Source organism: Wolbachia endosymbiont (group A) of Clivina fossor (genome assembly GCF_964026865.1).
Lineage (GTDB): Bacteria > Pseudomonadota > Alphaproteobacteria > Rickettsiales > Anaplasmataceae > Wolbachia.
Genome location: NZ_OZ034707.1, coordinates 1,318,574 through 1,345,214, shown reverse-complemented (window position 1 = coordinate 1,345,214; position 26,641 = coordinate 1,318,574). Strand labels below are relative to the sequence as shown.

23 protein-coding genes, 1 tRNA gene and 2 pseudogenes are annotated in these 26,641 nt (G+C 35.6%); 20 read left to right on the top strand and 6 right to left on the bottom strand.

The window, feature by feature from the left end:
• Positions 1 to 324 precede the first annotated feature (324 nt).
• Positions 325 to 1,347 (top strand): IS110 family transposase, encoded by a 1,023-nt coding sequence (locus AAGD99_RS06655; protein ID WP_341822746.1) that lies wholly within the window; start codon positions 325 to 327, stop codon positions 1,345 to 1,347.
• 1,063 nt (positions 1,348 to 2,410) lie between these two features.
• On the opposite strand, the gene AAGD99_RS06650 is transcribed toward AAGD99_RS06655, so the two are convergent.
• Both AAGD99_RS06650 and AAGD99_RS06645 read right to left on the bottom strand, forming a co-directional pair.
• Positions 2,411 to 2,821 (bottom strand): DUF1284 domain-containing protein, encoded by a 411-nt coding sequence (locus AAGD99_RS06650; RefSeq protein ID WP_341822942.1) that lies wholly within the window; start codon positions 2,819 to 2,821, stop codon positions 2,411 to 2,413.
• Positions 2,818 to 3,345, bottom strand: a pseudogene (locus tag AAGD99_RS06645) (biotin transporter BioY). Before AAGD99_RS06645 ends, AAGD99_RS06650 begins: the two are co-directional and overlap by 4 nt.
• An 81-nt stretch (positions 3,346 to 3,426) precedes the next feature.
• Here AAGD99_RS06645 and AAGD99_RS06640 point away from each other — a divergent pair.
• From AAGD99_RS06640 to dnaN, 7 genes are all read left to right on the top strand, one after another.
• Positions 3,427 to 4,014, top strand: coding sequence for a nitroreductase family protein (locus AAGD99_RS06640; protein WP_341822941.1), 588 nt, complete (start codon positions 3,427 to 3,429; stop codon positions 4,012 to 4,014).
• Positions 3,995 to 4,783, top strand: coding sequence for a diaminopimelate epimerase (gene dapF, locus AAGD99_RS06635; protein WP_253309959.1), 789 nt, complete (start codon positions 3,995 to 3,997; stop codon positions 4,781 to 4,783). Before AAGD99_RS06640 ends, dapF begins: the two co-directional genes overlap by 20 nt.
• A gap of 951 nt (positions 4,784 to 5,734) precedes the next feature.
• Positions 5,735 to 5,860 carry a hypothetical protein gene (locus tag AAGD99_RS06630; protein WP_264732015.1) on the top strand — a complete coding sequence of 42 codons (126 nt, stop codon included), beginning with the start codon at positions 5,735 to 5,737 and terminating at the stop codon, positions 5,858 to 5,860.
• 419 nt (positions 5,861 to 6,279) lie between these two features.
• Positions 6,280 to 6,606 carry a transposase gene (locus AAGD99_RS06625; protein WP_341823221.1) on the top strand — a complete coding sequence of 109 codons (327 nt, stop codon included), beginning with the start codon at positions 6,280 to 6,282 and terminating at the stop codon, positions 6,604 to 6,606.
• Between the two features lie 305 nt (positions 6,607 to 6,911).
• Positions 6,912 to 7,805, top strand: coding sequence for an RNA polymerase factor sigma-32 (locus tag AAGD99_RS06620; RefSeq protein ID WP_253309418.1), 894 nt, complete (start codon positions 6,912 to 6,914; stop codon positions 7,803 to 7,805).
• Positions 7,798 to 8,295 (top strand): invasion associated locus B family protein, encoded by a 498-nt coding sequence (locus AAGD99_RS06615; protein WP_164225010.1) that lies wholly within the window; start codon positions 7,798 to 7,800, stop codon positions 8,293 to 8,295. The genes AAGD99_RS06620 and AAGD99_RS06615 overlap by 8 nt, the downstream gene beginning before the upstream one ends.
• A 123-nt stretch (positions 8,296 to 8,418) precedes the next feature.
• Positions 8,419 to 9,576 carry a DNA polymerase III subunit beta gene (dnaN, locus tag AAGD99_RS06610; protein WP_341822940.1) on the top strand — a complete coding sequence of 386 codons (1,158 nt, stop codon included), beginning with the start codon at positions 8,419 to 8,421 and terminating at the stop codon, positions 9,574 to 9,576.
• 88 nt (positions 9,577 to 9,664) lie between these two features.
• On the opposite strand, the gene truA is transcribed toward dnaN, so the two are convergent.
• Entirely contained in the window at positions 9,665 to 10,402 is a 738-nt protein-coding gene (gene truA / locus AAGD99_RS06605) for a tRNA pseudouridine(38-40) synthase TruA (protein ID WP_341822939.1), read from the bottom strand.
• A 138-nt stretch (positions 10,403 to 10,540) separates the two neighbouring features.
• On the opposite strand from truA, the gene recA reads away from it, so the two are divergent.
• The 7 genes from recA to plsY all read left to right on the top strand — a co-directional run bounded on the left by recA (position 10,541) and on the right by plsY (position 16,912).
• Positions 10,541 to 11,608 (top strand): recombinase RecA, encoded by a 1,068-nt coding sequence (recA, locus tag AAGD99_RS06600; RefSeq protein WP_264687864.1) that lies wholly within the window; start codon positions 10,541 to 10,543, stop codon positions 11,606 to 11,608.
• A 164-nt stretch (positions 11,609 to 11,772) separates the two neighbouring features.
• Positions 11,773 to 12,465 (top strand): phosphatidylserine decarboxylase, encoded by a 693-nt coding sequence (locus AAGD99_RS06595; RefSeq protein WP_253309960.1) that lies wholly within the window; start codon positions 11,773 to 11,775, stop codon positions 12,463 to 12,465.
• Positions 12,462 to 13,232, top strand: a complete 771-nt coding sequence (locus tag AAGD99_RS06590) for a CDP-alcohol phosphatidyltransferase family protein (RefSeq protein ID WP_341822938.1) — start codon at positions 12,462 to 12,464, stop codon at positions 13,230 to 13,232. The genes AAGD99_RS06595 and AAGD99_RS06590 overlap by 4 nt, the downstream gene beginning before the upstream one ends.
• Positions 13,233 to 13,263: 31 nt before the next feature.
• Positions 13,264 to 14,607, top strand: a complete 1,344-nt coding sequence (locus AAGD99_RS06585) for an alanine/glycine:cation symporter family protein (RefSeq protein ID WP_253309421.1) — start codon at positions 13,264 to 13,266, stop codon at positions 14,605 to 14,607.
• Position 14,608: 1 nt separating this feature from the next.
• Positions 14,609 to 16,075, top strand: coding sequence for an amino acid carrier protein (locus AAGD99_RS06580; RefSeq protein WP_341822937.1), 1,467 nt, complete (start codon positions 14,609 to 14,611; stop codon positions 16,073 to 16,075).
• Between the two features lie 10 nt (positions 16,076 to 16,085).
• The gene (locus AAGD99_RS06575; protein WP_341822936.1) at positions 16,086 to 16,334 is read left to right on the top strand and encodes a hypothetical protein; all 249 of its coding nucleotides are present in this window, start codon (positions 16,086 to 16,088) and stop codon (positions 16,332 to 16,334) included.
• A complete protein-coding gene (plsY, locus tag AAGD99_RS06570; protein WP_341823223.1) occupies positions 16,334 to 16,912 on the top strand; it encodes a glycerol-3-phosphate 1-O-acyltransferase PlsY in 579 nt (192 codons plus the stop codon). The genes AAGD99_RS06575 and plsY overlap by 1 nt, the downstream gene beginning before the upstream one ends.
• Here the strand turns inward: plsY and AAGD99_RS06565 are convergent.
• The 3 genes from AAGD99_RS06565 to AAGD99_RS06555 form a co-directional block, all read right to left on the bottom strand.
• Positions 16,903 to 18,795: a hypothetical protein gene (locus tag AAGD99_RS06565; RefSeq protein WP_341822935.1), complete on the bottom strand. Its 1,893-nt coding sequence runs from the start codon at positions 18,793 to 18,795 to the stop codon at positions 16,903 to 16,905. The two genes, plsY and AAGD99_RS06565, sit on opposite strands and share 10 nt — an antisense overlap.
• Positions 18,796 to 18,847: 52 nt before the next feature.
• The gene (locus tag AAGD99_RS06560; RefSeq protein WP_341822934.1) at positions 18,848 to 19,744 is read right to left on the bottom strand and encodes a cation diffusion facilitator family transporter; all 897 of its coding nucleotides are present in this window, start codon (positions 19,742 to 19,744) and stop codon (positions 18,848 to 18,850) included.
• Between the two features lie 26 nt (positions 19,745 to 19,770).
• Positions 19,771 to 19,843 (bottom strand) — tRNA-Val (locus AAGD99_RS06555).
• Between the two features lie 397 nt (positions 19,844 to 20,240).
• Here AAGD99_RS06555 and AAGD99_RS06550 point away from each other — a divergent pair.
• The 5 genes and pseudogenes from AAGD99_RS06550 to AAGD99_RS06530 form a co-directional block, all read left to right on the top strand.
• Positions 20,241 to 22,215: pseudogene (locus AAGD99_RS06550) on the top strand (peptidase M2); the annotation flags it as partial.
• A 15-nt stretch (positions 22,216 to 22,230) separates the two neighbouring features.
• A complete protein-coding gene (locus tag AAGD99_RS06545; RefSeq protein ID WP_341822932.1) occupies positions 22,231 to 23,220 on the top strand; it encodes a hypothetical protein in 990 nt (329 codons plus the stop codon).
• Complete coding sequence (locus tag AAGD99_RS06540) at positions 23,195 to 24,028, top strand: hypothetical protein (RefSeq protein WP_341822931.1); 834 nt, start codon at positions 23,195 to 23,197, stop codon at positions 24,026 to 24,028. The genes AAGD99_RS06545 and AAGD99_RS06540 overlap by 26 nt, the downstream gene beginning before the upstream one ends.
• Before the next feature lie 1,024 nt (positions 24,029 to 25,052).
• Positions 25,053 to 25,529, top strand: a complete 477-nt coding sequence (locus tag AAGD99_RS06535; protein ID WP_341822930.1) for a hypothetical protein — start codon at positions 25,053 to 25,055, stop codon at positions 25,527 to 25,529.
• A complete protein-coding gene (locus AAGD99_RS06530; RefSeq protein WP_341822929.1) occupies positions 25,492 to 26,367 on the top strand; it encodes a hypothetical protein in 876 nt (291 codons plus the stop codon). The genes AAGD99_RS06535 and AAGD99_RS06530 overlap by 38 nt, the downstream gene beginning before the upstream one ends.
• Positions 26,368 to 26,641 lie beyond the last annotated feature (274 nt).

The following is a 26,641-nucleotide window of genomic DNA, read 5'->3' as shown; positions in this document are numbered from 1 at the left end:
TTAAGTAGAAAAAAGGCAAATAGTTATTATAGCTCTAAGTTTACCGACGATAAGAACCGTCATTCAAGTAGCTCCTCCCTGCCATCTAAGTAGCCTTCTTCTTGTATCTTGTCAAAAGCATCTAATGTTTTAAGCTTAAGCATTAGGTGGAGAAGGGAGGAACTCTGTGCTTCTTCTTAGATATAAAATCTGTAGAGGAGATAAGAATTCCCTTCTCAAAAGTATAGGCTGGACGGTATCGTAGAAAGACCTGAATGGTTCTAATTCTGTATTCACAAGACTAACCTTACTTTTCATTTTTAATGGTAACGTATGGGGTTATATATGATCAACAACTTTTTGGGCATAGATATATCAAAAGATCGCTTTGATGTTTTTCTCTCATTTATAAGCAAAAAAGGAAAGCGTGAAACTAGAAAAAGAAGCTTTAAGAACGATGATCATGGGTTTCAAAGTCTACTGAATTTTCTACACAAACATAATGTAGAAAAAGCAAAAACCTGTATGGAATCTACTGGTTGTTATAGCGAAGCACTGGCTGAATTTCTACACAATGCTGGACATTTTGTAAGTGTTGTAAATCCTTATTGCATAAAATCTTATGCAAGGAGTAAGCTGATACGACAAAAGAATGATCAGACCGATGCAGAAGTTATTGCTGATTATTGCCAAAGACAGGAACCTTCTAGTTGGACACCACCTTCTCCTGAAATGAAAAAATTAAAACATCTTTATCGTTGCTCAGTTGCGTTAAAAGATGAGTTAACATTAGTAAATAACCACTTAGAAAAAAAAGAGAGACTGCCTAAAGAAGTTGCAAATGCTTGGGAAGACCTTGCAATGAATATAGCTCAAAAAATAGAAACAATAAAAAACTCCGTACGTGAACTATTAAATCAACACAAAGAATTGTTGGAAAATTTTCAACTTCTATTGACTATTCCAGGCATAGGAGAAGAATCAGCAATAGCTATTTTAGCTGAAGTTTCTGATATAGAGGTTTTTAGAGATGCCAGGCAATTGGCAGCATATACAGGAGTTATACCACGAAATATGACGTCAGGTTCCTCTGTATATGCCAAACCCAGATTAAGTAAATCCGGTTCACAAACATTACGTAAGGCACTTTTCTTTCCTGCCATAGTAGCTAAGAATCACAATCCTATCATTATGAGCTTTTGCCAAAGATTAAAGGAAAAGGGTAAGCATAATATGGCCATCGTTGGTGCTGCAATGCGTAAGCTACTCCATATCATTTTCGGTATTCTGACATCCAAAAGTGCTTTTGATCCTAACCATATCAAAAACTACAGGGCTAGGAGGTTGACTGAAGGTTTAGTACTTTAAAATCAAAAATGCTTCCTATCTATCTTATGTAAAGTGGTATCTTACACAAATTTATTGAATGTTGTTGGTTAGTGGATATGTTGATAAGTAAACTTCATCTGTTTTGTGCGTATAAAACTAATTTACTTATCAACATATCCACTAACTATAATCTGTGTACTGTTACACAATTGGAAGTATTTTTTGATTTTATGATGCAACTTGGGAAATTTTTATAATTTTTTTGTTGACTAACAAGACGGTATCTCCTGTCATCCCAGCACCTTCTTCCTGTTATCTGAGTAGCTGACACTGTACGAACATTGTCTATCAGGAAGGTGTCATGCAAGTAGCTGACACTGGTTCTTTTATGACGGTGTCATTCTAGTCTGGAATCCAGGAAACTTAATTGCAAGTAATGCATTGGGTTTGGTGAGTATAAAAGTGTTGTGTTATGGCTAACGCTGGCTAGGTTTTCCTGCATCATACCGCCGCGGTATCTCTTAACATAGATCCCGCTAACAAGCAGCGGGATGACACCTCTCTTGGGCTCTTTTAGCTACAAACGTTAAGAAATTTACCAAACGAAAAAAAAGGCAAAAGAAGCCCTAGTCATTGTCTATTTTCAGTATTGGCGTTTTTTAAGTCTTAAACACCGCAATTTAGCTGCTTTTAAATGCAACTCACCTTAGTTTAAATGTTTAAGAAATTTACTAAGCAGAAAAAAAGGCAAAAGAAACCCCGTGTTAGCTAGTTGTCACTCTCTAATCCTGCAAATTGGCGTACTATACTGTCTTAAACGACTTATAAGCGCGTTTCAGCTTATATAGGTAAAAACCCAGAAATGTTGTGAAGACATAAGGTGCACATAGTGCAAAAAATTAAAAATAAGACGCCAACTACGTTGTTTTCTTGCTGTTTAATCTGCACAGATGAAGATAACTGAATACCTTCAGTTTCATGATAAGGGGGCTGGCGGAGTTTGTCAAGTAAGTTTTTTTTCTACTGAATGACAGTTGTGGCTTGGGAGGTAGTGCAAGAAGTCTATTTCCACAAAAATGCTTCAATTTATCTTAACATTTTGTCAACTACCTTTATAGGAATGACAATTTAAAAGGGCATTTTTACATATTCCATATGGCTGCCAGTTGCACCCCTCACATGCGTAATCAAATTTCTTTAAAGACATTTTCTCTCTAATCTTTTTTACCGCCTCATTCCAAGTTAAAGTCTCGCCAATTTTTATTCCTAAAATTTCCATATGCCTTCTATCTAGCTCTAAAACTTTAGCTTGTTCGGTGCATTTACCTTGTTTAGTCTGGTTTGGGCAAGCACTACAAATACTATCAAGATTGCCAACTACTTCGATTTGAGTGTTAGGATCACTCATTACTTTGCTTGCTATCTTTTTATAATTTTCTACAAAACCCTGAGAATACCCATATCCCCGAAATGCGAGGGTGCACATGAAATGATGAGGACGAAACCTTATCACTTTTTCAAATACTGCAAAGCCGCTACGAGTAGAAAAATTTTTACCAAACCAGGAAGGATAAATGGTAAAACACCCACCATTATTGCTTGTCCCAGACCCAAGTAAACAGCAAGCCAACTAACACCACAAATAAAGATTACAACTGTACCAGCCAGACAACTAAAAGAATTGCGCGCGAGTAATTCACATTTAAGGCTTAAGAGTTCATTTACTTCACCCATCACTATGACAGCAGCTAAAAAGCCAATTAAATATCCACCTGTTGGTCCGAGAAAAATGTGATAACCACCAGAAAAATTCGCAAAAACAGGAAATCCTGCTGCACCAAGTCATAGATATGTAAGCACAGAATAGAATGCTGTTCTGCGGTTAAATTTAAGCCCAATAAGCATTACTCCTAAAGTTTGCAATGTGATAGGCACAGGCTGCAATGGTACGCTTATTTGAGCCATCAAGAATAAAAGTAAAACGCAAGACAATATTTCAGCCAGTGTTGATCTACTGCTAGATTGTGTTATAAACATACCTTCCCAATAAAAATAACTTATAAAATATAATATATATAAGAGGTTTTGCAATTTAAATTTTGCTTATATTGTGCTACAATGAATTATTTATGCACTATTAAATTAAAAATGATAAGTAAACAAGATCTATTATCGTTGATGAAAGCAAGACACAGCGGACGTTCATACGATACTACAAGAGCAATATCTCAGGAAGACATGGATATTTTAATGGAAGCTGTAAGGCTGACTCCCTCATGTTTTGGTGATGAACCTTGGAGATATGTGATATGCAACAAACAGAACAATCAAAGCGCATGGGAAAAGCTGCTAAATTGTCTTGATGAATCTAATCAAAAATGGGCAAAAGATGCACAAGTGTTAATCATATCTTTCAGTGCTAAAAATTTCCGCAAATCTGGTAAAGGAGAAAATCTTTGGGCTAGTCATGATACTGGTGCAGCAAATTATGCACTTATGCTACAGGCTGCATCTGTGAACTTAATGGCTCATCAAATGGGTGGATTTGATAGAGATAAAATAGTAGAAAGATTCAACATATCCGATGATTTTAATGTAATGTCAGTGATAGCGGTTGGTTACGAAGAAGAGGGTGCTGAAACAAGTAAGAAAAAAAGAAGACCAATAGAAGAAATATTTTTTTATGATGAGTGGCCAAGGTCCTAAAAATTTTATCAAGATGCACGGTACTGGCAATAATTTTGTTATCATAGACTCACGTTCAACAAACAATTTAGACTGGAACTATAGACAAATTGCTGATCAAAGCAGTTGTGATCAAGTGATAATTATAACAATGTCTAATGCTGCAGACTGCTTTATACATATCTATAATGCTGATGGTAGTCGAGCTGAAATGTGCGGAAACGCAGCACGCTGTGTTGGATATTTGATAATGTCAGAAAAAGGTACTGAGTATATCACTATTGAGCTGGTAAACAAACGCATTTTAGAGTGTTTTAAAGTTGGTGATAAATCCATAAAGGTTAACATGGGTAAACCTTTGCTAAAATGGCATGAAATTCCCTTGTCTACTGAGTGTGACACTCTTCACTTACCTATAGAGCTTGAAATGCTAAAAGATCCTGTTGCAGTAAATATTGGTAACCCTCATATAGTTTTTTTTGTTGATAACATAAGTGAAATACCATTGCGAAATTTAGGACCAAAGCTAGAAAATCACGTACTATTTCCTCAGAAAATTAATATTAGTATTGCACAAGTTGAAAAGTCTGGAGAAATAGCTTTAAGAGTTTGGGAAAGAGGTACAGGCATTACTGCATCATGCGGTAGTGCAGCCTGTGCAGCACTTGTTGCATCCACACTACGTGGATATCTGACTGCCCAACAGACTTCAGTAGATTTACCAGGAGGTAAGTTATTAATCGAATGGGCAAATAACGTATTCATGACCGGTGATATAGGATTTTTGTGATAATTGTTTTCACAATGCAAAACTACTTGACAAACTCCGCCAGCCCCCTTATCATGAAACTGAAGGTATTCAGTTATCTTCATCTGTGCAGATTAAACAGCAAGAAAACAACGTGGTTGGCGTCTTATTTTTAATTTTTTGCACTATGTGCACCTTATGTCTTCACAACATTTCTAGGTTTTTACCTACACAAGCTGAAACGCGCTTATAAGTCGTTTAAGACAGTATAGTACGCCAATTTGCAGGATTAGAGAGTGACAACTAGCTAACACGGGATTTCTTTTGCCTTTTTTTCTGCTTAGTAAATTTCTTAAACATTTGAACTAAGGTGAGCTGCACTTAAAAGCAGCTAAATTGCAGTGTTTAAGACTTAAAAAAACGCCAATACAGAAAATAGACAATGACCAGGGCCTCTTTTGCCTTTTTTTTCGTTTGGTAAATTTCTTAATGTTTATAGCTAAAGCAGTTTAAGAGACCGAAAATGGTCAGCGCTCTTTTTTTTGTCATCCAAGTAGCCTCCTATGATGTCATTCCAGTGCTCCTTTCTCGTCATCCCAGTGCCCAGACACTGGGATCCAGCTAAGTTAGTGAGTGTAAACAGTAGCCAACCTTACGTTAAAACACAACGTTCTTGATGAGATTGCATAAAAACTGGATTCCTTACATCATAGAGGCACTGCCATTATAGAGTGAAATGAGATCCCAGTGTCTGGGCACTGGGATGACAAAAAAGAGGCACTGGGATGACACCCTGACAATCGTCATCCCGCTGCTTGTTAGCGGGATCTGCTGAGATACCGTGGCGGCATGACGCAGAGCTCACGTTAGCTATACTTTTATACTCACCAACTCAGTATCCAATCTGGATCCCAGTGGGCTTTGTTGCATAGCAGCAGAAAAACTAGTGATTACTGACTAAATTCATTATAAAATGACGATTTAAGGATAAATATGCCACAAAAAATGAGAGTCAGTAACCATAGAGAATATAACAAATTTCTAGAAAAAAGAGGAAATATTTTTCATTATATCAACGAAGCCATAGAAAATTGGTATGAAATTGGGCCAAAAATGTAGGGTGGCAACAATATTTACAGCAACAAAGTGGTAATTTTGATACATATAATAACCCATCTATTCAGAATAGGTTTGAGTGGGATTTTTAGAGGGATACATTGAACAAATAGGAAAAAATTTGCAGCTATTCACAAGCATCAAAAGAAACTTGATATTAAGATCAATGATTGCAGAGTTGATAAAAATAACATGGAAGATATCGAAATTGCTATAGACAGTACAGGAATTAGTATATACAACAACACACAGCAAAGAGAATAGCAAAGATAGAGAGTACCGCGGCTATAAACAAGTAAGAAAATTGCACATAATGTTGAGCAAACAAGTCATAGCTACAAAATACAGTAATGGCGTTTACTCTGATCACTATGGAGCATTGGGGAAATTTGATGTTAAATATGCTATAAAAGCTCTATAAGCTGTGTAATCAATATGGCATAAAAACGAAAATTCCTCCGAAAAACAACGCAGCAGAGCATCCAAAATTGGATTATATGCTTGATAGAAATGCCGCTATTCAGTTAATGAAATTACATGGTGAGAATGGTATAAAAAGATGGAAAGAAGAAGTAAATTACGGAAAAAGATCGTATATTGAAGGATTTTTCTCAAGGTTGAAGCGAATATTTGGGTTTAGTTTTAAGAATAAATCTGAGACAAATAGAGAGAAGGAACTACTTATTAAATGCTACTTAATGAACAAATTTACTGCAATTGGTATGCCTAAATTTGAAATAGTCGCATAAAATTATTTACTCTGGAAAAAACTTACGTTGCTATGCAACAAAGCCCACTGGGATCTAGAAAAAAGAAATGTGGATTCCAGTGTCAAGGCACTGGAATAACACCACTTACTACGTATTTAAACTATAATGTTCATCATTACACGCTGGCAGGATGTCATATATAGTGTTACCCAGGTAGCTGTGCTGGGGCTTATCGTCTTTAAGATCCCAATTAGATAGAAGGTTTATACTTTTTTCAAATCAAAGCTTGAATTTTTGCTTGAAAATCAATATATTATATATATGAAGTTTTAATTTAAGTTGTTATGTTGACCCCAATGGCAAGCTTATGTGTTGATAGCAGAACCAATCTCATGCAATATATTGCTAGAGTGCAAAAATTTCCTATGCTGTCTCAAGAGGAAGAGGTACGATTAGCAAAAAATTGGAACCAATATAAGGATATTTCTTCTGCTCATAAATTGATTACCAGCCATTTGAATTTGGTAGTGAAAATTGCAATGAAATTCAAAAATTATGGACTATTGTTGATGGACCTGGTCATGGAAGGGAATATGGGTTTAATGCATGCAGTAAAAAAGTTTAATCCTGATTTAGGGTTTCGTTTTTCAACTTATGCAGTGTGGTGGATTGAAGCTTCAATAAAAGACTTTATATTGAAATCTTGGTCGTTCGTGAAAATAGGCACAACGCAAGCACAAAGAAGATTATTTTTTAGTTTACGTAAAATAAAAAAAAGAATTTTACAGTATACAAACAGAGAGACTTTAAGCAATGAAGAAATAAAAGCAATATCTAATGAGCTTTCTGTATCCGAAGGAGATGTTCTGCAGATGAATTACCGTTTGGCTTGTAAGGATCAGTCGCTAAACGATTGCATAAAAATAGGTGATGACTCTAAAAGGGAGTTGCAAGATATGATCCCATGTAACTTGGTCAGTCAAGAAGTAACCTATCAGAATCATGAAGAAAAAGAATTAAAAGAAACAATTTTAAACAATGCACTAGCAAGCCTTAACGAAAGGGCAAGAGACATTTTTATCAGTAGATATTTGTCTGAAAACACTCAAACTCTAGATGAACTTAGTAAAAAATATTGTGTTTCAAGAGAAAGAATAAGACAGTTGGCTGAGCAGGCGATGGCTAAGGTAAAACAATATATACAATCAGAAAGTTTGAAATTTGGTTTGCATGCGTAGTTTTTTTATATTTCTAATATTTTTTTCAATAGGCGCTTTTGCATCGGTTAGTGATGTGCAATTGAAGGAAAAATACAAAGACTGGCTTGTATATACTGCATCAGAAGATGGAGAGAAAGTGTGTTACATTGTATCTTACCCTAAGACAAAAAGCGAGCATTATACAACCAATCGCAAGCCGTATGTAATGGTCAGTTATGTTGATAAAAAAGCAGATGAGGTAAGCGTTACCTCTGGTTTTCAGTATGATAAGGAGCCTGTAGCTCTCAATATCGACAAAAAAATTAAATATACACTGCCTATAATACAGGGAAGTTTTGCGTGGGCAGAGCATACAAAAATAGATCAAGATCTCATTCTAAAAATGAAGCAGGGATTATCAATGGTAGTTAATGGAAAAACAAAAACAGTGACCATTGATGATACTTATTCCCTACTTGGTTTTCAAAAAGCGTATCAAAAAATGCATGATTTATGCCATACAAAGTAAATCATTGTAACAAAATACCCAGCTATAGTATAAACTGAACTACTCTTTCAATGGAAATATAAATAGCACTTTACTTTATATAGGATGTGGATATCATTTAAAATATATTTTTGAGAGTTAGCAATGTCAGAGGTTGCAGGTGTAGATACAGAAATCAAAAAGCAAAATTCTGTGTGCGAGCAGATGCGTTTTAGCGTGAGCCGTACAAGTCTTTTAAATACATTATCCAGAGTAAGTGGAGTGGTTGAAAGGCGTAATGCAATAGATGTTTTGGCATGTATAAATATCAAAGCACAACACGGCAGCATAAAATTAATGGCAACTGATCTTGACATTTCAATGTTTGCCTCACTTGCTGCAACCGTACTAACAGAAGGAGAAGTAAAAATTTCAGCGCATACTTTACATGACATAGTGAAGAAGTTACCCGCTGATTTGGATGTCAATTTTGAAGTAAACAACCAAAGAAAATTATTGATGTCTTGCGGAAATGCAAACTTTTCTTTACCGAATGTAGTTTCAAGCAGCTTTCCTGCTCTTGAAGAAGACAATTATAAACATGATTTTATTCTACTAAATACGGACCTGATAGACTTATTAACTAAAACAAAATTTGCTGTATCACTAGATGATACAAGGTATAATTTAAATGGAATATATCTACATACAGACGAGCAGTTTCTGTACTGCGTTGCAACTGATGGTCACCGTTTATCATGTATAAAGAGATCAAAGCCTGGGAACATCAATGGCGAATTTGGTGTGATCATTCCACGTAAAACTGTTATGGAGCTGTTAAAAATATTGGACGACTGTAATGAAATTAATGTAAAACTCTCAGACAGAAAAATCAAGTTTACATGCGGTGAATATATTCTAATATCAAAATTAATAGATGGGACTTTTCCAAATTATAAAGCAGTTATTCCAGCATCTCAAGACAAGCATATGATTATTGAAAGTAAAAAACTTTCAGATGTTATAGATCGAGTTTCCGTTGTTGTATCTGATAAAGTAAAATCCATTAAATTCTCACTACAAGAAAAGCTGCTGACTCTGCATTCAAACTCTCAAGAGTGCAATGATGCAACTGAATCCATAGAAGTGGACTACAATGAAGCCCCTATAGAAATAGGGTTTAACTCGCGTTATTTACTTGATGTTCTATCCTGCATAAAAAATAAATGTAAGTTTAGCTTAGCCGATGGTAATAGTGCTACAATTATCACTGATGAAGACGATTCAAGTGTATTATATGTAGTGATGCCAATGAGAACTTAAACTTGTCATCCCGCTTCTTGTTAGCAGGATCTGGAGATACCGTGGCGGTATGACACTTATTTCACTAAGAACGTTACTTTTTATTAAATTAGTAATCTATCTTTACCAAATATAAGCCAAAAGGTGGTGCAGTAACTCCAGCTGCATTTCTTTTGCATTGGTTTAATATATTTAGCATTTCTTGTGGATTAGTTCTATTTTTTCCAAATTCAACTAAAGTACCCACAATGATCCTCACTTGGTTATGTAAAAAGGAAATAGCAGATATTTTGATGTGTATATGATTCCCATTTTGTATTATATCGATATCATCAATTGTTCTCATCGGATTTGCGGCTTGACAATCTTTTGAACGAAAACTTGAAAAGTCATGTTTTCCAAGTAGATGTTTAGCAGCTTCACGCATAATATTTACATCAAGTGGGTTAAACACTTGCCATACATAACCTGTCTCCAGAGTGGCAGGAGCATAGCGATTAACTATTCTGTATTCGTAATATCTTTTTTTTGCTGAAAACCGTGCGTGAAACGCATCATCTACAACTTCTGCATTCAGTACAACTATGGGAATTGATTTTAAATGATAATTTATTGCGTTTCTTATTCTATAAAGCTCAAATTCCTTTTCCATATCAAAATGAGCAATTTGTCCTAAAGCATGAACCCCTGCATCAGTCCTGCCACCGCAGTACAAAGTAACTTTCTCACCACTAAAATTAAATATAGCATTTTCTATGGCTTCCTGGATTGAATTAGCAGAATGTTGCTGCTTCTGCCAGCCAGAGAAACTACTACCATTGTATTCTATCGTTATTTTGTATCGCACTGCAGAGTCTATCTAACTTTCTATCTTAATATAATTTAGGTAGCTAATTTTTCTACGATAACGTTCTTCGTTATTAAAAAACCCTTGGCAGGTTGTTCACGTTCGATTATCATGGAAGTTATACAAGTTAAATGATCCATGGCAAACAACTCAGAAGAAAGAAATAATGATAAGCAAAAAGCATTAGATAACGCAATAAGCCAGATTGAAAAAGCATTTGGTAAAGGTGCAATAATGAAGTTGAAGCAAAACCCTGTAGAGAAAATAGACACAATATCCACAGGATCAATTGCGCTTGATTCGGCTCTAGGTGTTGGAGGTCTGCCAAAAGGACGTATAATTGAAATATTTGGTCCCGAGAGTTCTGGTAAAACCACTCTTGCCTTGCACGTGATTGCTGAAGCACAAAAAAAAGGAGGATCATGCGCATTTATCGATGCAGAACATGCATTGGATGTCTTATATGCTCGTAAACTTGGGGTAAGCACTGATGATTTAGTAATTTCGCAACCAGACACTGGGGAACAAGCATTACACATTGTTGAGTACTTAGTGTGTTCTGGTGCGGTTGATGTGATAGTTATTGACTCTGTTGCAGCGTTAACTCCAAGAGCTGAAATTGAAGGTGATATGGGTGATCAACATATGGGGCTGCAAGCAAGGCTTCTAAGTCACGGGCTACGAAAGCTAACCTCTGCCGTTTCAAAAGCGAACTGTATATTGATATTTATTAATCAAATTCGTATGAAAATAGGAGTAGTGTATGGAAATCCTGAAACTACCACGGGTGGAAATGCATTAAAATTCTATACTTCTGTAAGGCTTGACATAAGAAAAGTTGGTGTAATAAAAGACAAAGAAAATATTACAGGCAATGAAACAAGAGTTAAAGTTGTAAAAAATAAAGTTGCTCCTCCATTTAGAGAAGCGAAATTTGATATAATGTACAATGAAGGTATATCAAAACTCGGAGAAATAATAGATATGGGAGCAAAGCTTGGTGTGCTTGAAAAAGCAGGTGCTTACTATTCATATAACAATACACGTCTTGGACAAGGAAGAGAGAATGTAAAAACTTACCTAAAAACAAACAAAGAAGTCGCAAATGAAATAGAAATGAAAATCAGAGATTTACTCAGAAATCATGATAATTCTATTATAATAGACGAGGATAGTGAGCAACTTTTAGAAGAATCAGTGTTCTGATCTAAACTTAGTTTGTGTTGGATGGGTTGTTACAGTATGACGGTGTGTGCTAATCTGTAATGTTACCTTGTATCAAGAGGACTTTGCTGAAGCAGTTAAAAAAAGCTTTTCATGAGAAATTATAAATGATAAATTGTTAACAATAGGTTATTGTGAATAAGATTATGTGTTTTAGTTTACCTAATATAAACAGGGAAGGTTATTTATTTATAGTCGTTGCCTTTATAGTAACGTGTATAGCATTCTCTATATCTTGGGGGTTTGGTGTTACGTGCTTGTTTCCGACATTATTGTGTACTTATTTCTTTCGCGATCCAACAAGAGCTGTGCCAAACAATAAGGATCTTATATTAAGTCCTGCTGATGGTGTGATTTCAAAAATTGAAGAAGTTAATTATCCTTTATCGGCAGAAAATGGAGAAGAGAAGAAGTTCACGCTTGTTAGCATATTTTTAAGTGTTTTGAACGTCCATGTGAACCGTATACCAATATCTGGTACGATAAAGGAAATGAATTATAAAAAAGGCAAGTTTGTATCCGCAATGAGCAATAGGTCTAGTAATGAAAATGAAAAGCAGGTTATTGTGATTGAATACGAAAAGGGAAAAGAAATTATTGTGGAGCAAATAGCTGGATTAATTGCACGTCGTATCGTTTGTAATTTAGGAGTATCCCAGAATGTGAAAGCAGGTGAAAGGTTTGGAATTATAAGATTTGGTAGTAGAGTGAATATTTATGTTCCTGCTGATATAGAAGTCAGAGTTTCAGAAGGGCAAACTGTTATTGGTGGTGAAACAATTATAGCAAACTTAAATAAGGAAAACGTTCAAGAGAAGCTTACTTTTGACGTTATATGAATAACGATGGAAGTAACAGTAGATTCTTACCTATTACTAAATTATTCCCAAACTTTATAACTTTATTGGGTTTATGTTCTGGTCTCACTTCACTTAAATTTACATTTAATGAACAATGGGAATTCTCAGTAATTTTTATCATCATTGCAGCAATAATAGATGGAATGGATGGCAGAATAGCTAGAATTCTAAAATCAACTAGCGATTTTGGAGCCCAGCTTGATTCTTTTGCAGATTTTCTAAATTTTGGTGCAGCGCCTGCATTTCTTCTGTATTTTTGGAAGCTAAACGAAATCAAAGTCATAGGTTGGATTTTAGTAATGATATACGTAATCTGCATATCAATAAGACTTGCAAGATTTAATGTTTCGCTACACTCAGAACAATCACACTGGGGAAAATTTTTCTTTTCTGGTGTTCCAGCTCCAGTGTGTGCTTTACTTTCTTTGTTACCAATAATTATTACCTTTCAATCTCATGAGAGTGAATACTTACTTCTCATAGAGCGATTTTTTAACACAAGAAACGTAGCTTGTTACTTTCTGGCCATTTCATTTTTTTCGATAAGTCACATTCCAACTTTCTCTGCAAAATATATTTATGTTCCCAAAAGCCTATCCTATATATTTGTGTCATTTTTTGGAGTACTTATTATATTTTTCATCAGTAAGCCCTGGATGACGCTACCAATTTTAGGTGTAGTGTATGTACTTACTATTCCAGTAAGCACTGGGCTTTATATATATTACTCGTATAAAGCTCGTTAGCTATAAGTTGTAATAAAAAGTAGTGAGCAGCATGATTGTAAAAATAAGTGAACTGTTAAATTCATTTCTGTACATAAAGATATTCAACATTCCATTTATAATTATTTGGGTAATTGCAACTGGGGTTTTTTGTACCATCCAATTCAAATTCACTAACTTTAGATTGTTCAAGCATGGAATACAGACGCTATTCAATCTAAAGTGTAATAACAATAACAATGGCATAATCACTCATATTCAAGCGTTTGCAACAGTAATTTCAGGAACAGTTGGTCTTGGAACAATATCAGGAGTTGCAATAGCTATCACAATAGGGGGCCCAAGTGCAGTTTTTTGGATGGTAATTACCGGAATACTTGGTATGTCGATAAAGTTTGCCGAGGTGGTGCTTGCATTCACCTATCGCTCTGAAAATGCAACTGGCGGGGCTTTTTATTACATGAAGTACGGGCTTGCAAAAATTGGATTTGCAAAAACTGGTAGATTTCTTGCCTTTACTTATGCGATTATGCTACTTATTGCAATGATTTTGGGCGGTATACCATTTCAAGCGAATCAGATAGCAGCATTGTCAAATAACCTCTTCGAATACAACGCATCTATTATTATATCCCTGCTTGTCTTTATTGTAATATTGGGAGGAATAAAGCGCATTGCTTTCGTTTCAACGAGCTTAGCACCAATTATGATAGTGCTATATATGGGTATGTGTATATATTTAATTTATGTAAACAGAAGTAATTTGCTGAATGCTCTATCCATAATATTCCAAGACATCTTCAATAAATCAGCTATAGGAGGCGGAGTATTGAGCGGATTAATAGCAGGAGTGAGAAGATCAGTGTTTGCTAACGAAGCAGGTACCGGAACAGCAGCTATAGCACATTCAGCTGTAAAAGAAGAAGATCCAATTAAAGTTGGATGCGTTGCAATGATTGCACCACTTATAGACACAATATTAATCTCATTTTTGACTGGTATCGTGATAATTATTACTGGTATGCATAGCACTGATAATGTGGGTGATATTACACTAATTAGTTCGGTATTTTCAACAGTTTTGCCCTTGTTCAGCAAGTTAGTTTTTCCGCTAATGATGTTTTCCTTTGCATTTTCTACAATAATAGCTTATTGTTACTACTGTGAAGTTGCTCTGCTGTATTTATTTGGTAATAAAAAAATACTGATACCGTTCCAAATTCTTATAGTGGTTTCAGTGTATATTAGTTGTATGTCAAAAAATATAGAATTTATATCTTACCTAGGCGACAGTTTGTTCATGTGCCTTATGATCCCAAATGCTGTTGCAATATATCTACTAAGAAGGGAAGTTTTGAATACAATAGATTCTTATTACAATTCTAAAGGGTATTAACATGATTTATAGATTACTTTGTATGGTGTTATTTTGCCTATTGTTTAATGATGTGTACGCTGCTTCAGGTTTTTATGAAAGTTATGATGCTGTGTTGAATGGAATAAATAATTTCATGAATGAAGTGCTGTTTTTCAAAATCCTTTACGTGCCATTTATAATCTTTCTACTAGCTTTTGGTTATGTGTTTCTAACATTACGTTTTGGATTTCTCAACATAAGAATGTTTAAGCATGCGTTTGCTATTTTATGTGGAAAATATGACACGAATCACCATGATGGTCATATTACGCATTTTCAGGCATTTATGACTGCACTTTCAAGCACAGTAGGCCTTGGAACTGTTGCTGGAGTCGCAATTGCAGTTTCAATGGGAGGGCCAGGAGCGGTGCCTTGGATGATGATTACAGGTTTTTTTGGTATGTCAGCAAAATTTGCCGAAGTGACTTTAGCATTTAAACATAGAACAGAAGATCAGGAGCAATTGTTTAGTGGTCCCTTTCAGTATATAAGGAATGGTCTGGAGGAATTTGGATTTAAAAAACTTGGTATTGTTTTAGCTGCAATATATGCAGTATTCTTTGTATTATCAGGTCTTGGTGGAAGTGTAGCGTTTCAAACCAACCAAATGGTTTCAATATTATCTGGCTATTCAAGTTGGGTAGATGGTCACTCTTGGTTTCTTTCTTCCATAATCTCTGCGCTGCTTGCTCTAGTGATTATTGGCGGAATTAAAAGGATAGCTAGAGTATCTTCTGCACTAGTGCCTATTATGTCACTCATATATATATGTAGCTGCCTTATTATTATTGGATTTAATATCCACAATCTTGGTCACACATTTAAGATATTATTTTCCAGCATGATAGATTTTAATGCTGTTGGCGGAGGGATGGTAGGAGCATTTGTTGCTGGAATTCAAAGAGCAATTTTTGCCAGCGAAGCTGGTGTCGGCTCTGCTGCAATTACTCATGCAACAACTAAAGATGAAGAACCAGTAAGAACTGGGCTTGTTGCTATGATAGAACCGTGTTTTGATACAATGCTCACTTGCTGTTTAACTGGAATAACGATAGTAATAACAGGTGCATACCAGACTAGTGTTGGTGAAGGGATATTAATCACTCAAAAGGCATTTGAAACTGTTTCTTCATGGTTTCCTATACTTTTAACCATAGCTGCACCTTTGTTTGCATTTTCTTCAGTAATTTCGTTTGTATATTGTTGTGAAATGGGGTGGCTATATTTATTCGGTGCAAAAAGTATAGTGATATATCGCATAGCAGTAATAATTGTAGCGTTTTTTTCTGCTCTTTCTAAAGATATAATGGCTATTGCCAATATCGGTGGAACTTTGTTCTCTTGTTTAGCTCTCATCAACATGACAGCGCTTATACTGTTTAGTAATCAGATTAACGATGAAGTTCAGTGCTACCTAAAAAGGCTGAGGAATAATAAAATTAATTAAATTTTGGCATATGAAGGTACAACAACAGATGTCATTCCAGTGCCATTTTCTTGTCATAGCAAAACTCCCTCTTGTCATCCCAAAATTCCCTCTTGTCATCCGAGTAGCTGACACTGGGATCTATTTTGTATATAGTTCCACCATAGTGTTATGTTTTAATGTAAAATTTTATATTTATCTACTAGGTTCGTTTGCGAACAAAGTTCGCTGGATCCCAGTGTCACGCACTGGGATGACAAGAGAGAGGATGCTAGAATGATGGAGAGGTACGTAATCCTTATACTATCCTACATACTCGGTTCAATACCGTTTAGTTTAATTATTACAAAAGCTCAAGGTATAGATTTAAGGAAAATAGGATCAGGAAACATTGGCGCTACAAACGTTGCAAGAACAGGAAATAAATGTCTTGCTGCTCTGGCATTATTTCTGGATTCCTTGAAAGGATTCATCGCCGTTTATATAGCACAACAATTTTGTGATAATAACGATTTTTATATATATGTATCTGCAATTTTAGCAGTTTTAGGGCACATGTTTCCTATTTGGCTAAAATTTAAAGGAGGTAAAGGAGTTGCAACAACTCTGGGAGTGTTGATAGCGTTTAACATACCTGTGGCATTAGTGTTTATATTTGTTTGGCTAGCAGTGTTTTTTACCTTTCAATATTCTTCCCTTGCTTCCTTGACGGCTACTATAGTGGCTGTAGCATGGTCCTTTTTTTTTCAGAGGAATTTGTTTTTAACATTACTAGTTATAGGAACACTAGTTTTCCTAAAACACCATAGAAATATTGCGAATCTTTTACAAGGTAAAGAGTATAAATTTTATAGATAATGTGCTGCCAAATTATTGACACTTAAACTACGAGACAAATTGCTTGACGGTATGATTTTGTCCTTTTCGTTTAAGTCTATGATTTTTGCTTTTGTTATATTCTCTACTTCTTGAGGTGTTAAAAGTCCGTCTTCAATAAATCCTTGCTTCGCTTCCTTTATTTTTTCATAAAGTTGAGTAACATGATCTTTATTTCCTTCATATACACTTTCAATTCCTAACTCTAGTTTGCATGAAGCTTCTTCTTTTAGCACGTTATTTATCACTGCTTCCGTCATTGCTAATTTTTTCTGCAAAATTTTCTTTATTTTTTCCTTATCATTTTTGTAATTTCGACTGAGTTCTGAATATACTCTATAGAGTTTTTTTTCTTGTGGCAGAAGCTTTAATCCATCTAACATCCTAACTACTTGACCCTCAATAGTCCTCTCAGCTTTTAATTTAAATTCCTTCACTTCTTCCACTATTATTGTGTCAGCTACTCTCTTAGCTTCATCCAAAGATGAACCCTTGAGAGAAAAATCTGTCCTAAGTAAATCTCGATTTAATAGTCCCAAGAATACTTTTTCTTTAATACTTTCAAGTAAACTTTCTTGGTCATCTAAATCATGCTCCTGCAGTTTATTTCTCATGTGCTGAACCAGCTCACAACATTGTAATTTATTTAACTTTATAGGGCTAATATTTTTCATTAACGTCAGCACAATTTGTTCACTATATTGAGAAGTAAAACTCAGTAATTTTCTCATTAAGGGAATACTTACTTCTGAAATGAAATCATCAACTATTTTTTGACTTTCATTGTCACCAGGATTGTTCTGAACCTTATACCAAGCATTAAAGATTTCTTTATTGTTTTTCTTGTTTTTTAACCTGTCTAATATAAACTTACGTGCTTCATTTTCTGCCTCTGAAATTGATATTTGCTGTGGAGTAGTAAATCTAATTTCTGGATCAGGATGAATACCTTCTAATGTACTTAACATCCTATAAACAATACCGGTAAAGCAGGTGTTAGGAATACGCTCTTTTCTAGAGAAAGTTTGGCTATCAAGCAAGTTTGTAATTAACGCGTCTTTTTTATCTTTTACAGCTTCTCTCTCTCCATCATTGCAGGCTCTAAGAGTTAGAAGTAAAATTTGTCCGCCTGTGAAGCCAGAGCTATGCTTTTGATCATCTTTGCAAAAGTCATTTAAAAATGCAATTACTCTTCCTTTATCTTCATCACTAAATTGACGATAATTAAGTTCATATAAATCATTTATATATTCAACAAATTGCTTAAATTCTCTATCATTAATAACGTCTTCTGATACTTTTTCACCATACTTATGTCTTAATTTGTGAACGTTATTATTGATATCATCATTTAATTTATGAGGAAGCAAATGTTCGAGCTTAACATCAAAACTATTAACCATACCACGTAAATTCTCTTTTATACCTTCCAAAAAGAAATTTATAGAAGCTTTAAGCAGCGTAAATGGGTTAAAATCTTTTGGCCTTAGTTCACTCTGCAATAAAATTAATAGCATTGTAAGTGGTATAGTTCCCAGCAACGAAATTAGTAAGAAAGTGGAGGTGAAAGTGAGATATGTTATGAAAGCAGAAAACAAGAGGAAGGCTGCTACCTTGATTGCATTGTTCTTAAAAAATATTTCCCAATATTCCCTTTTGCTCATTTTTTGCTGTTTTGCCGCTTTTATTTCTTTGTAGATATAAAGAGTTTTAATTTCAGACCTGAAGAATATAGTACCAAGAGAAAAAAGAACATTAACAGGGTTAGTGATAATGCTTAAAGAAACAAAAGTTGCAAAGTAACTAACAAACTTTAGCCTGCTAGATTCCTTTGAAGGAAATTGTAATTGAGCAATACCTATCATAGCTTATCTTCAACATCATTACACTCTAGTGATAGCATAGTAATTTAAAACGTCAATGTTTAAGTATCTTATTATCCGCACACTCATCGTATTCGATCTCGACTGTAGAGTGTGCTATCTCGAACCTATTTAGTAGTATTTTTTTTATCTCATACAAAATATCAGTGTGTTGTGCATCTTGCTTTACTTTGGCATGCATGGTAATTATAAAATAATTATCAGATAGTGACCATGCATGTATGTGGTGCACATCTATCACTTCAGGTAATTCTGATGTGATCTTACTTTTTATTTCCTCAGTAGATATCCCTTCAGGTGTGCCTTCAAGAAGTATGTGGCAAGAATTCTTTAGAATTTTGTAGCCACTATTCAAAATGATTACACTGACAAATACCGATAAAATCGGATCCACCATTTGCCATCCAGTAAACATGATAATTATGGATGCAAGTATAGCAGCTACAGAACCTAAAATATCTCCTATAACGTGTAGTACAGCACTTTTTATGTTTATATTGCTCTCGCATTTACTATGTAATATAAAAAAGACTATAATATTAGAGATCAGGCCAAGTGTAGCAATTACTAACATTACTTTCCACTCAACATTTACCGGAAAAATAAATCTTTTTATTGACTCAATTATAATGATTACTGCAATGAAGAATAAAGTTAAACCATTAACAAATGCTGCAATTATCTGCAACCGATGATACCCGTATGATCTTTGCAAATCAGATTTCTTAGCTGAAAATTTGTGTGCTAACCAGCTTAAAACTAAGGCAAAGAGGTCAGTGAGCATATGCCCTGCATCTGATAGTAGAGCAAGCGAATGTGAAATTATTCCACCTACTATTTCCATAAACATTGTTATCGCAACTATTATTATGGAATAGATTAAGCGCTTGGACTGTGCTGCTGAGTGTTTGCCGTTATGCACTGCTGTCATATAAAATCTTTTCATGAACAAAAACGTGGGTAACACTGGGTTCGAACCAGCGACCGCTTGCACGTCAAGCAAGTGCTCTACCAACTGAGCTAATTACCCATCGTGGTTTTAGTATAGTGCTTTGGTGGAATGAAAGTCAATTTGCTTTTAAATTCTTACCCTATCCTAATGTAACGTTAGAACCTAGATTTTTTTTGTGGTCAAGCTATAGAGCCTATAGCTAGTGCAGGTCAGGTTTTCCTACGTCATACCGCGATTCATTCGCAGTATCTCAGCATAGATTCCGCTAACACGTAGCGGAATGACGAGTTCATAGCTTACCAAATTATCGGTAAATCTAAATTGCTTTAGTTATAGCTATATCTTATATTGTTCATATTAAATTAATTACTTATATTTCTTCACTAAGATATAGATTATACCAATATGAAAATTCACACTTTTTTAGTAGAGATCACCTTATATTTGAAGAGTTAATAAATTAGAGGTTAGAATTATGACAATCAATCAACAAATAAATAAAAATATAACTAAAGAAGAATACTTCAACAATAACGGCAAAGGGTTTAATTCGCCACATGTTGTAGAAGTTAAAGATTTAAATATTAAAGTAGAAGTTTATTCTCATAATTTAAGAGCAAGTAAAATTGCAACAATTGAAAGTGAGATAAAAGAAACAGCTACTAGTTTTAAAGATACATTCAAGTTAGAACACAGCAACTCAGAACAAACATTTAAAATTTATATGTTTGATGACAAGGATGATTACACTCACCTTGGCGGAAGCGAGCGTTTCGGTTCTTACCTTGGAGATGAGGGTGGTAAATGTTACTACAAAGGGGAAGCTGATGTTTTTGCTGAAATGTATGTCTATCAGCAAGGTGGCGTTCATAACCTTCAGCATGAATTTGCACATGGTTTAACTTACTTGGCTACAGGAGGTAAGCACCTACCTACAGTATTAATGGAAGGAATTGCAGATTACTTTGAGCATCATTCAGATCATAAATTCAATTCTCAAGGATCAAGTATCGACAAAACTGAAGCTGAAAATTTGGATTTAGATAAAATTTTAAGTTTAGAATATTCAAAGGACAGCGAAGCAAATAGCCTGGTTTATAAAACAGGTCATGCGTTGATAATGTACTTACAGGAAAAAGATCCTAGTTTATTAAGAGACTACCTAGATGCTTTACGTCAAGGTAACTCAGATGAGTCAAAAAGTTTCTTGAAAGACATAAAAGGACATGATGCTGACTTCAAAAGTTGGCTTGCTGAGAATGATACAGAAACTGCTATGGAAGAAATTAATGCCCTACAAGTTACAAAAGGAGATTTTATAGCAACTGGTCAAGAAATAGTTGGTGGAGAAATTAAAAACATATCCTACTATAAAGCAAATATAGAAAAAATAGATGGAGAAAAGGTTGGAAGTTTTTCTCCTGTAGAACATGTTGCATTTCATGATGTTGCTCGCGCTGTTAATAGGGCAACAAATGATAACCTCGATATATCAAAGGAATATCATTTCTTAAAGGCAGTAAAAACTGCTGATGGGCAGGTTAAGCTGACTTACTCTGACCAACAAGGTAATGAGTACCAAAACAGTCAAGAGTATAAAATGCAAGCTTTAAGGATGCTATCAAAATATGGTGAAGATCTAAGAAAATCTTACTCTAATGGGAAAGAAGACTTAGAAAAAATACGTGCGAGCGAGCTAGAAGACTTAGATAAGCAGAAGGATATAGAATATGATGATGTGTTGAAAGGCCTGCGTGAACAGGAAGAAACACAGCGTCATGATGCATACGAGCAACACAAAAGAGGAGAGATCTCTTATGAGAAATTTGTAGAAAAATGCAATTCAGCCAGCACTAATTATTGTAATGAAGATAAGAGATTATATAGTGCTACACAAGACAAATATACACAACTGAAAGATGCAATACTAGATAAGTATGAAAATTTAAAAAGTACCTTGCTTGATAAAACCATAAACACTGGCTTAGAACAAGTAAAAGCGACTAAGAACATCGATGTAGAAAAGATGTTAGAAGAGATGGTTCATATCGATTCAAACTTGATAAGAGGTACAAATCATATTGACCTACAAGAAGGTAAGATTTTCTCTATCAAAGCTCTTGGTCATGGAAATAAGGGTGCGCTGTCCATATATGATGGAAATACAAAGCTTGGAGAATTATTGAGCGAATCAGGATTTTTTAAGCAAGTTGAAGGCCAAACTAAAGAAACTTTTGTTTTTGAGGACATATTGCACAACTTAAATGTTCAATATGATGGTGGTGCTTATATGGCGGTTACAAAAGAAAATGGTCATTATAAAGCTTCTCTGATAGATGGCAGAACAGTTGAACGTGATGAATACTTTGATGAGGCGCATTTACATGAAAATGAGTTGTTGCATCCTAGCACTGGACACATCCAAAAAGATTTAGATTCTCTGCTCCTTATACCAAACTTCGTTATTGGGAAGACAAATAGAATATACGATAAATTCACTTAAACCTCCAGTTATAGGCGGAAAGCACTCTTTTTCATTTGTCTCATTATTATTGAGAATTGGTATTAGAGGTACCAAAATTTTGAATCATCAGGATTCAAAGCATGCACAATATTCTGATGAGCAAAAGGCAAATGGAGTAATCGTGGAAAAAGGAAAATTACTGGATAATAAGGGAACAGATAGGACAGACGACGATGTATACGAAGCGGTTATAAAGCAAGGAGGCGAAAATCTACATGCATTCAAAAATATGGGCTTTTATATTACCGAGAAAGGTGATCTATTTATTCATGACCATGGAGCAAATGTAAGGTTTCAACTACCACAAAGTATTACTCATCTAAAATTAGTGGAAAAAGACGGAGCATATAAGCTTGTTCCGGTGACGAAAGATGGTGATGAACATCCAATAGGTATGCCAAATATACCAGATGAATATAGATATATAGATCCAATATTTGCACATGAATATGAGAAGAGAGATTATTCCCATAAACATGTAAATGTGGGCCTTATAAACTTAGAGAAATATGGCTCTGGCAAACTTTTTGCTATAAAGTACGACCCAAATGATTACCACATACAAAGAAACTCTAGCGGTAAGATAGTTAGAATAAAAGATCAAGTATATTCCACTAAAGTAAAACTATTTGATGGTGATACTGATGAAGAAATTGGAATGTTATCTAATCATTTCCATAACTTCAAAGGGAAAATATTCTTTTCTGCTGACTACAACTACAGTTATAACGATTTCCTCGCATCTGTTTCTCCTCAAGTTGAAATTGAGGACATGGGGAATGGAAGTAAAAAAATAACTTTCGATCAAGGTGATGGTGATATCGGTGACACTAATAGAGGCTACACGGACTATCAGAGAATATTCACAAAAGAGAAACAAACCGAAAGTCCAAAAGGGCAAGTAAGTGAAACTAATACCAATTCTCAATAATAATGAGACAAATGAAAAAGAGTGCTTTCCGCCTATAACTGGAGGTTTAAGTGAATTTATCGTATATTCTATTTGTCTTCCCAATAACGAAGTTTGGTATAAGACAGAAGTTAACATAAGTCACAATACTACTAATGTTATTGCACAAGCTGCTGAAGAGAGAACTGTATCAAACGACAATAGTGAAATGCAGTCTGATCAGCCACAAATTCCAACAAGGGCAAAAAGGTCAGCTCCAGTGGAGGAGAAAGAGCAGGTAGTATTGAAAGACACAATCTTGAAAATACAAAAGAGCTATGATCGAGACTCAGAAGGAAAGCACAAGGCAAATGTAACCATAGATTATAATGATGTGAAAGCCTTGTATGATAGAGCGGAAGGAGCAGAAAAGCAATCTGTGTTAAAGTTTTGGCACAAATTGGCTGAATCAGGATATAAGGTTGGTGCTTTGCCGGAAGACAAATACTATTTTGAAAAAGGCAAATTCGTAATCCACGATAGTGGCACAAAGAAGCTTATAGTGTTACCTGAAGATAAGGTGTCCATCAAAATAATGAAGGATGGTGATAGTTATAGTTTAGCTATATCAAGTGGTAATGGCAAAGTAATAAGCAGCATTAGTAAAATAGATAATCCAAATTACGAATTGCTGTCAGATTCAAGTCATTTCAATTTAGGGGAGCAAGATAATATTGTATTATCAGATCAACATCACGAATATAATCTTTATCTAGAGAATGGCTTTGTGAAAATGTTTGATTACACAAGCGACCACATTTATCACGACCACAACTCAGCCTACATCTAATACATACAGGGAGGCAAGTATAGCTGACCCAAGCAACACGTCATACCGCCGCGGCGCTAACAAGCAGCGGGATACTTAACCGTCATACCGCGATTCATTCGCGGTATCTCAGCCGCTAACAAGTAGCGGGATACTTAACCGTCATACCGCGATTCATTCGCGGTATCTCTTAGCCGCTAACAAGTAGCGGGATGACAGCAGTCCTACGTCATACCACCGCGAACCGTCATACCGCAGCGGTATCTCTAGATCCCGCTAACAAGTAGCGGGATGACGGTTGTCAGGCTAGCTGTCATGCGAGTAGCCCCTTCGGTGTCATGCGAGTAGCCCCTTCGGTGTCATCCAAGTAGCCCCTTCGGTGTCATCCAAGTAGCCCCTTCGGTGTCATCCAAGTAGCCCCTTCGGTGTCATCCCAGTGCTTGACACTGGGATCCAGAAAACTTAACTTTAAATAAGTGGCTGCATCTGGGTCACGCGCTGGAATGACAGATCCGAGTAGCCCCTTCGGTGTCATGCGAGTAGCCCCTTCGGTGTCATGCGAGTAGCCCCTTCGGTGTCATGCGAGTAGCCCCTTCGGTGTCATGCGAGTAGCCCCTTCGGTGTCATGCGAGTAGCCCCTTCGGTGTCATGCGAGTAGCCCCTTCGGTGTCATGCGAGTAGCCCCTTCGGTGTCATGCGAGTAGCCCCTTCGGTGTCATCCGAGTAGCTCCTTCGGTGTCATCCGAGTAGCCCCTTCGGTATCATCCCAGTAGCCCCCTTCTTGTCATCCCAGTGCCCAGACACTGGGATCTAGTTAAGTTGATGAGCATAAAAGTAGCCGTTTTATATTAAAGTACAACGTTTCTGATGATGGAAAAATGGATCCCAGTGTCATGCACTGGGATGACAGGAGAGGGGACTGGAACGACAAGAGAAGAATCCTGAAACGACAAACCTCAAAAAAAAACTTATGTAAAATCTAGCATTAACGAAAATTATACTATTTTCATGCATCCTATGGTTTTTGTAATTAATGGAGGGTGATATGCCGGCTAATTTGACTTTCAAAGATGGTGCAGATGCGCTAATACCAAATGCTAATATTAAAAAGATAGTTTATGAAGATGATGGAGGTAACAAGTATACCTTTGGTGTAGACAATGCTACTAATGTTTTCAACACTTTTAAGTATAAACCTAATGGTGCTACTGAAATAGATTACAGTGCTACAGCAACAAAGTTCATGACTGGAGGTACAATTGCTACATTATTAGGTATTGGAAATAACGTAGATGCAATAAAAACTAAGACTGACTTTATTCCAAATACCTTGACTGATGATGTCGCTGATATAAAAGATGATGTCGCTAATATAAAAAATACTACAAGTCCAGCTAATTTGGGAAATAAGGTTACTGCAATAAAAACTAAGACTGACTTTATTCCAAATACCTTGACTGATGATGTAATACCAAACTTCGTTATTGGGAAGACAAATAGAATATACGATAAATTCACTTAAACCTCCAGTTATAGGCGGAAAGCACTCTTTTTCATTTGTCTCATTATTATTGAGAATTGGTATAACTACAATAAAAACTCAAGTTGGAACAGATCTGATATCAGGAATAAAGGCTAAGACTGATAATATGCCTGATAATTTAGTAACTGAGTTAGGTAAATTAGCGAAATCTTCTGAGTTGGCTCCATTAGTAGCTCCTTTGGCTAAAACTGCTGATGTTACTGCAATAAAGACTAAGATTGATAAGATGCCTGCTGATTTAGAAGCTGATGTTAATACAATAAAGGCTAAGACTGATAATATGCCTGATAATTTAGTAACTGAGTTAAGTACATTAGCTAAATCTGCTGAACTAGGTCCACTGGCTAAAACTGCTGATGTCGATGTGATAAAGGCTAAGACTGATAAGATGCCTGCTGATTTAAAAACTGAGTTAACTACAATAACGACTGAGACTAATAAAATCGCAGATATTAAAACTAACGTAGGTGACATAAAAGCTAAGACTGATAAGATTACAGATACCTTAGGAGCTGATGTAACTACAATAAAAACTCAAGTTGGAACAGATCTGATATCAGGAATAAAGGCTAAGACTGATAAGATGCCTGCTGACTTAAACGCTGAGTTAATGAAGTTAACTACAATAGGAAATGCTATAAATGGTAGTGATAGCGTCACTGAAGCTGCTAAAACTGTACTAGAAAACAGTTTCAAGCAAGCTATTGAAAAAGCTGCAGAAAGTGATTGGCTTGAAAAGCTTGTGGCAGATATAGTGTCACAACCGAAATTTGATATGCCAGAAAGTAATGATGCTGCACTTAATTGGACTTGGTAATACAGCAAGTAGTCACGCTACTTGGATAACACCTAACACCCCACAATGTCATTCCAGCGCGTGACGCTGGAATCTAGGAAAGTTTGCTTGTAAGCAAGCAAACTTATTTGGTGAGTATAAAAGCATAGCTAACGCGAGCTCTACGCCATACCGCCGCGGTATCTCTAGATCCCGCTAACAAGCAGCGGGATGACGATTGTCAGGGTGTCATCCCAGCGCCTCTATCTCCTGTCATCCGAGTAGCTGACACTGGTTTCCATCCAAGAGGGTGTCA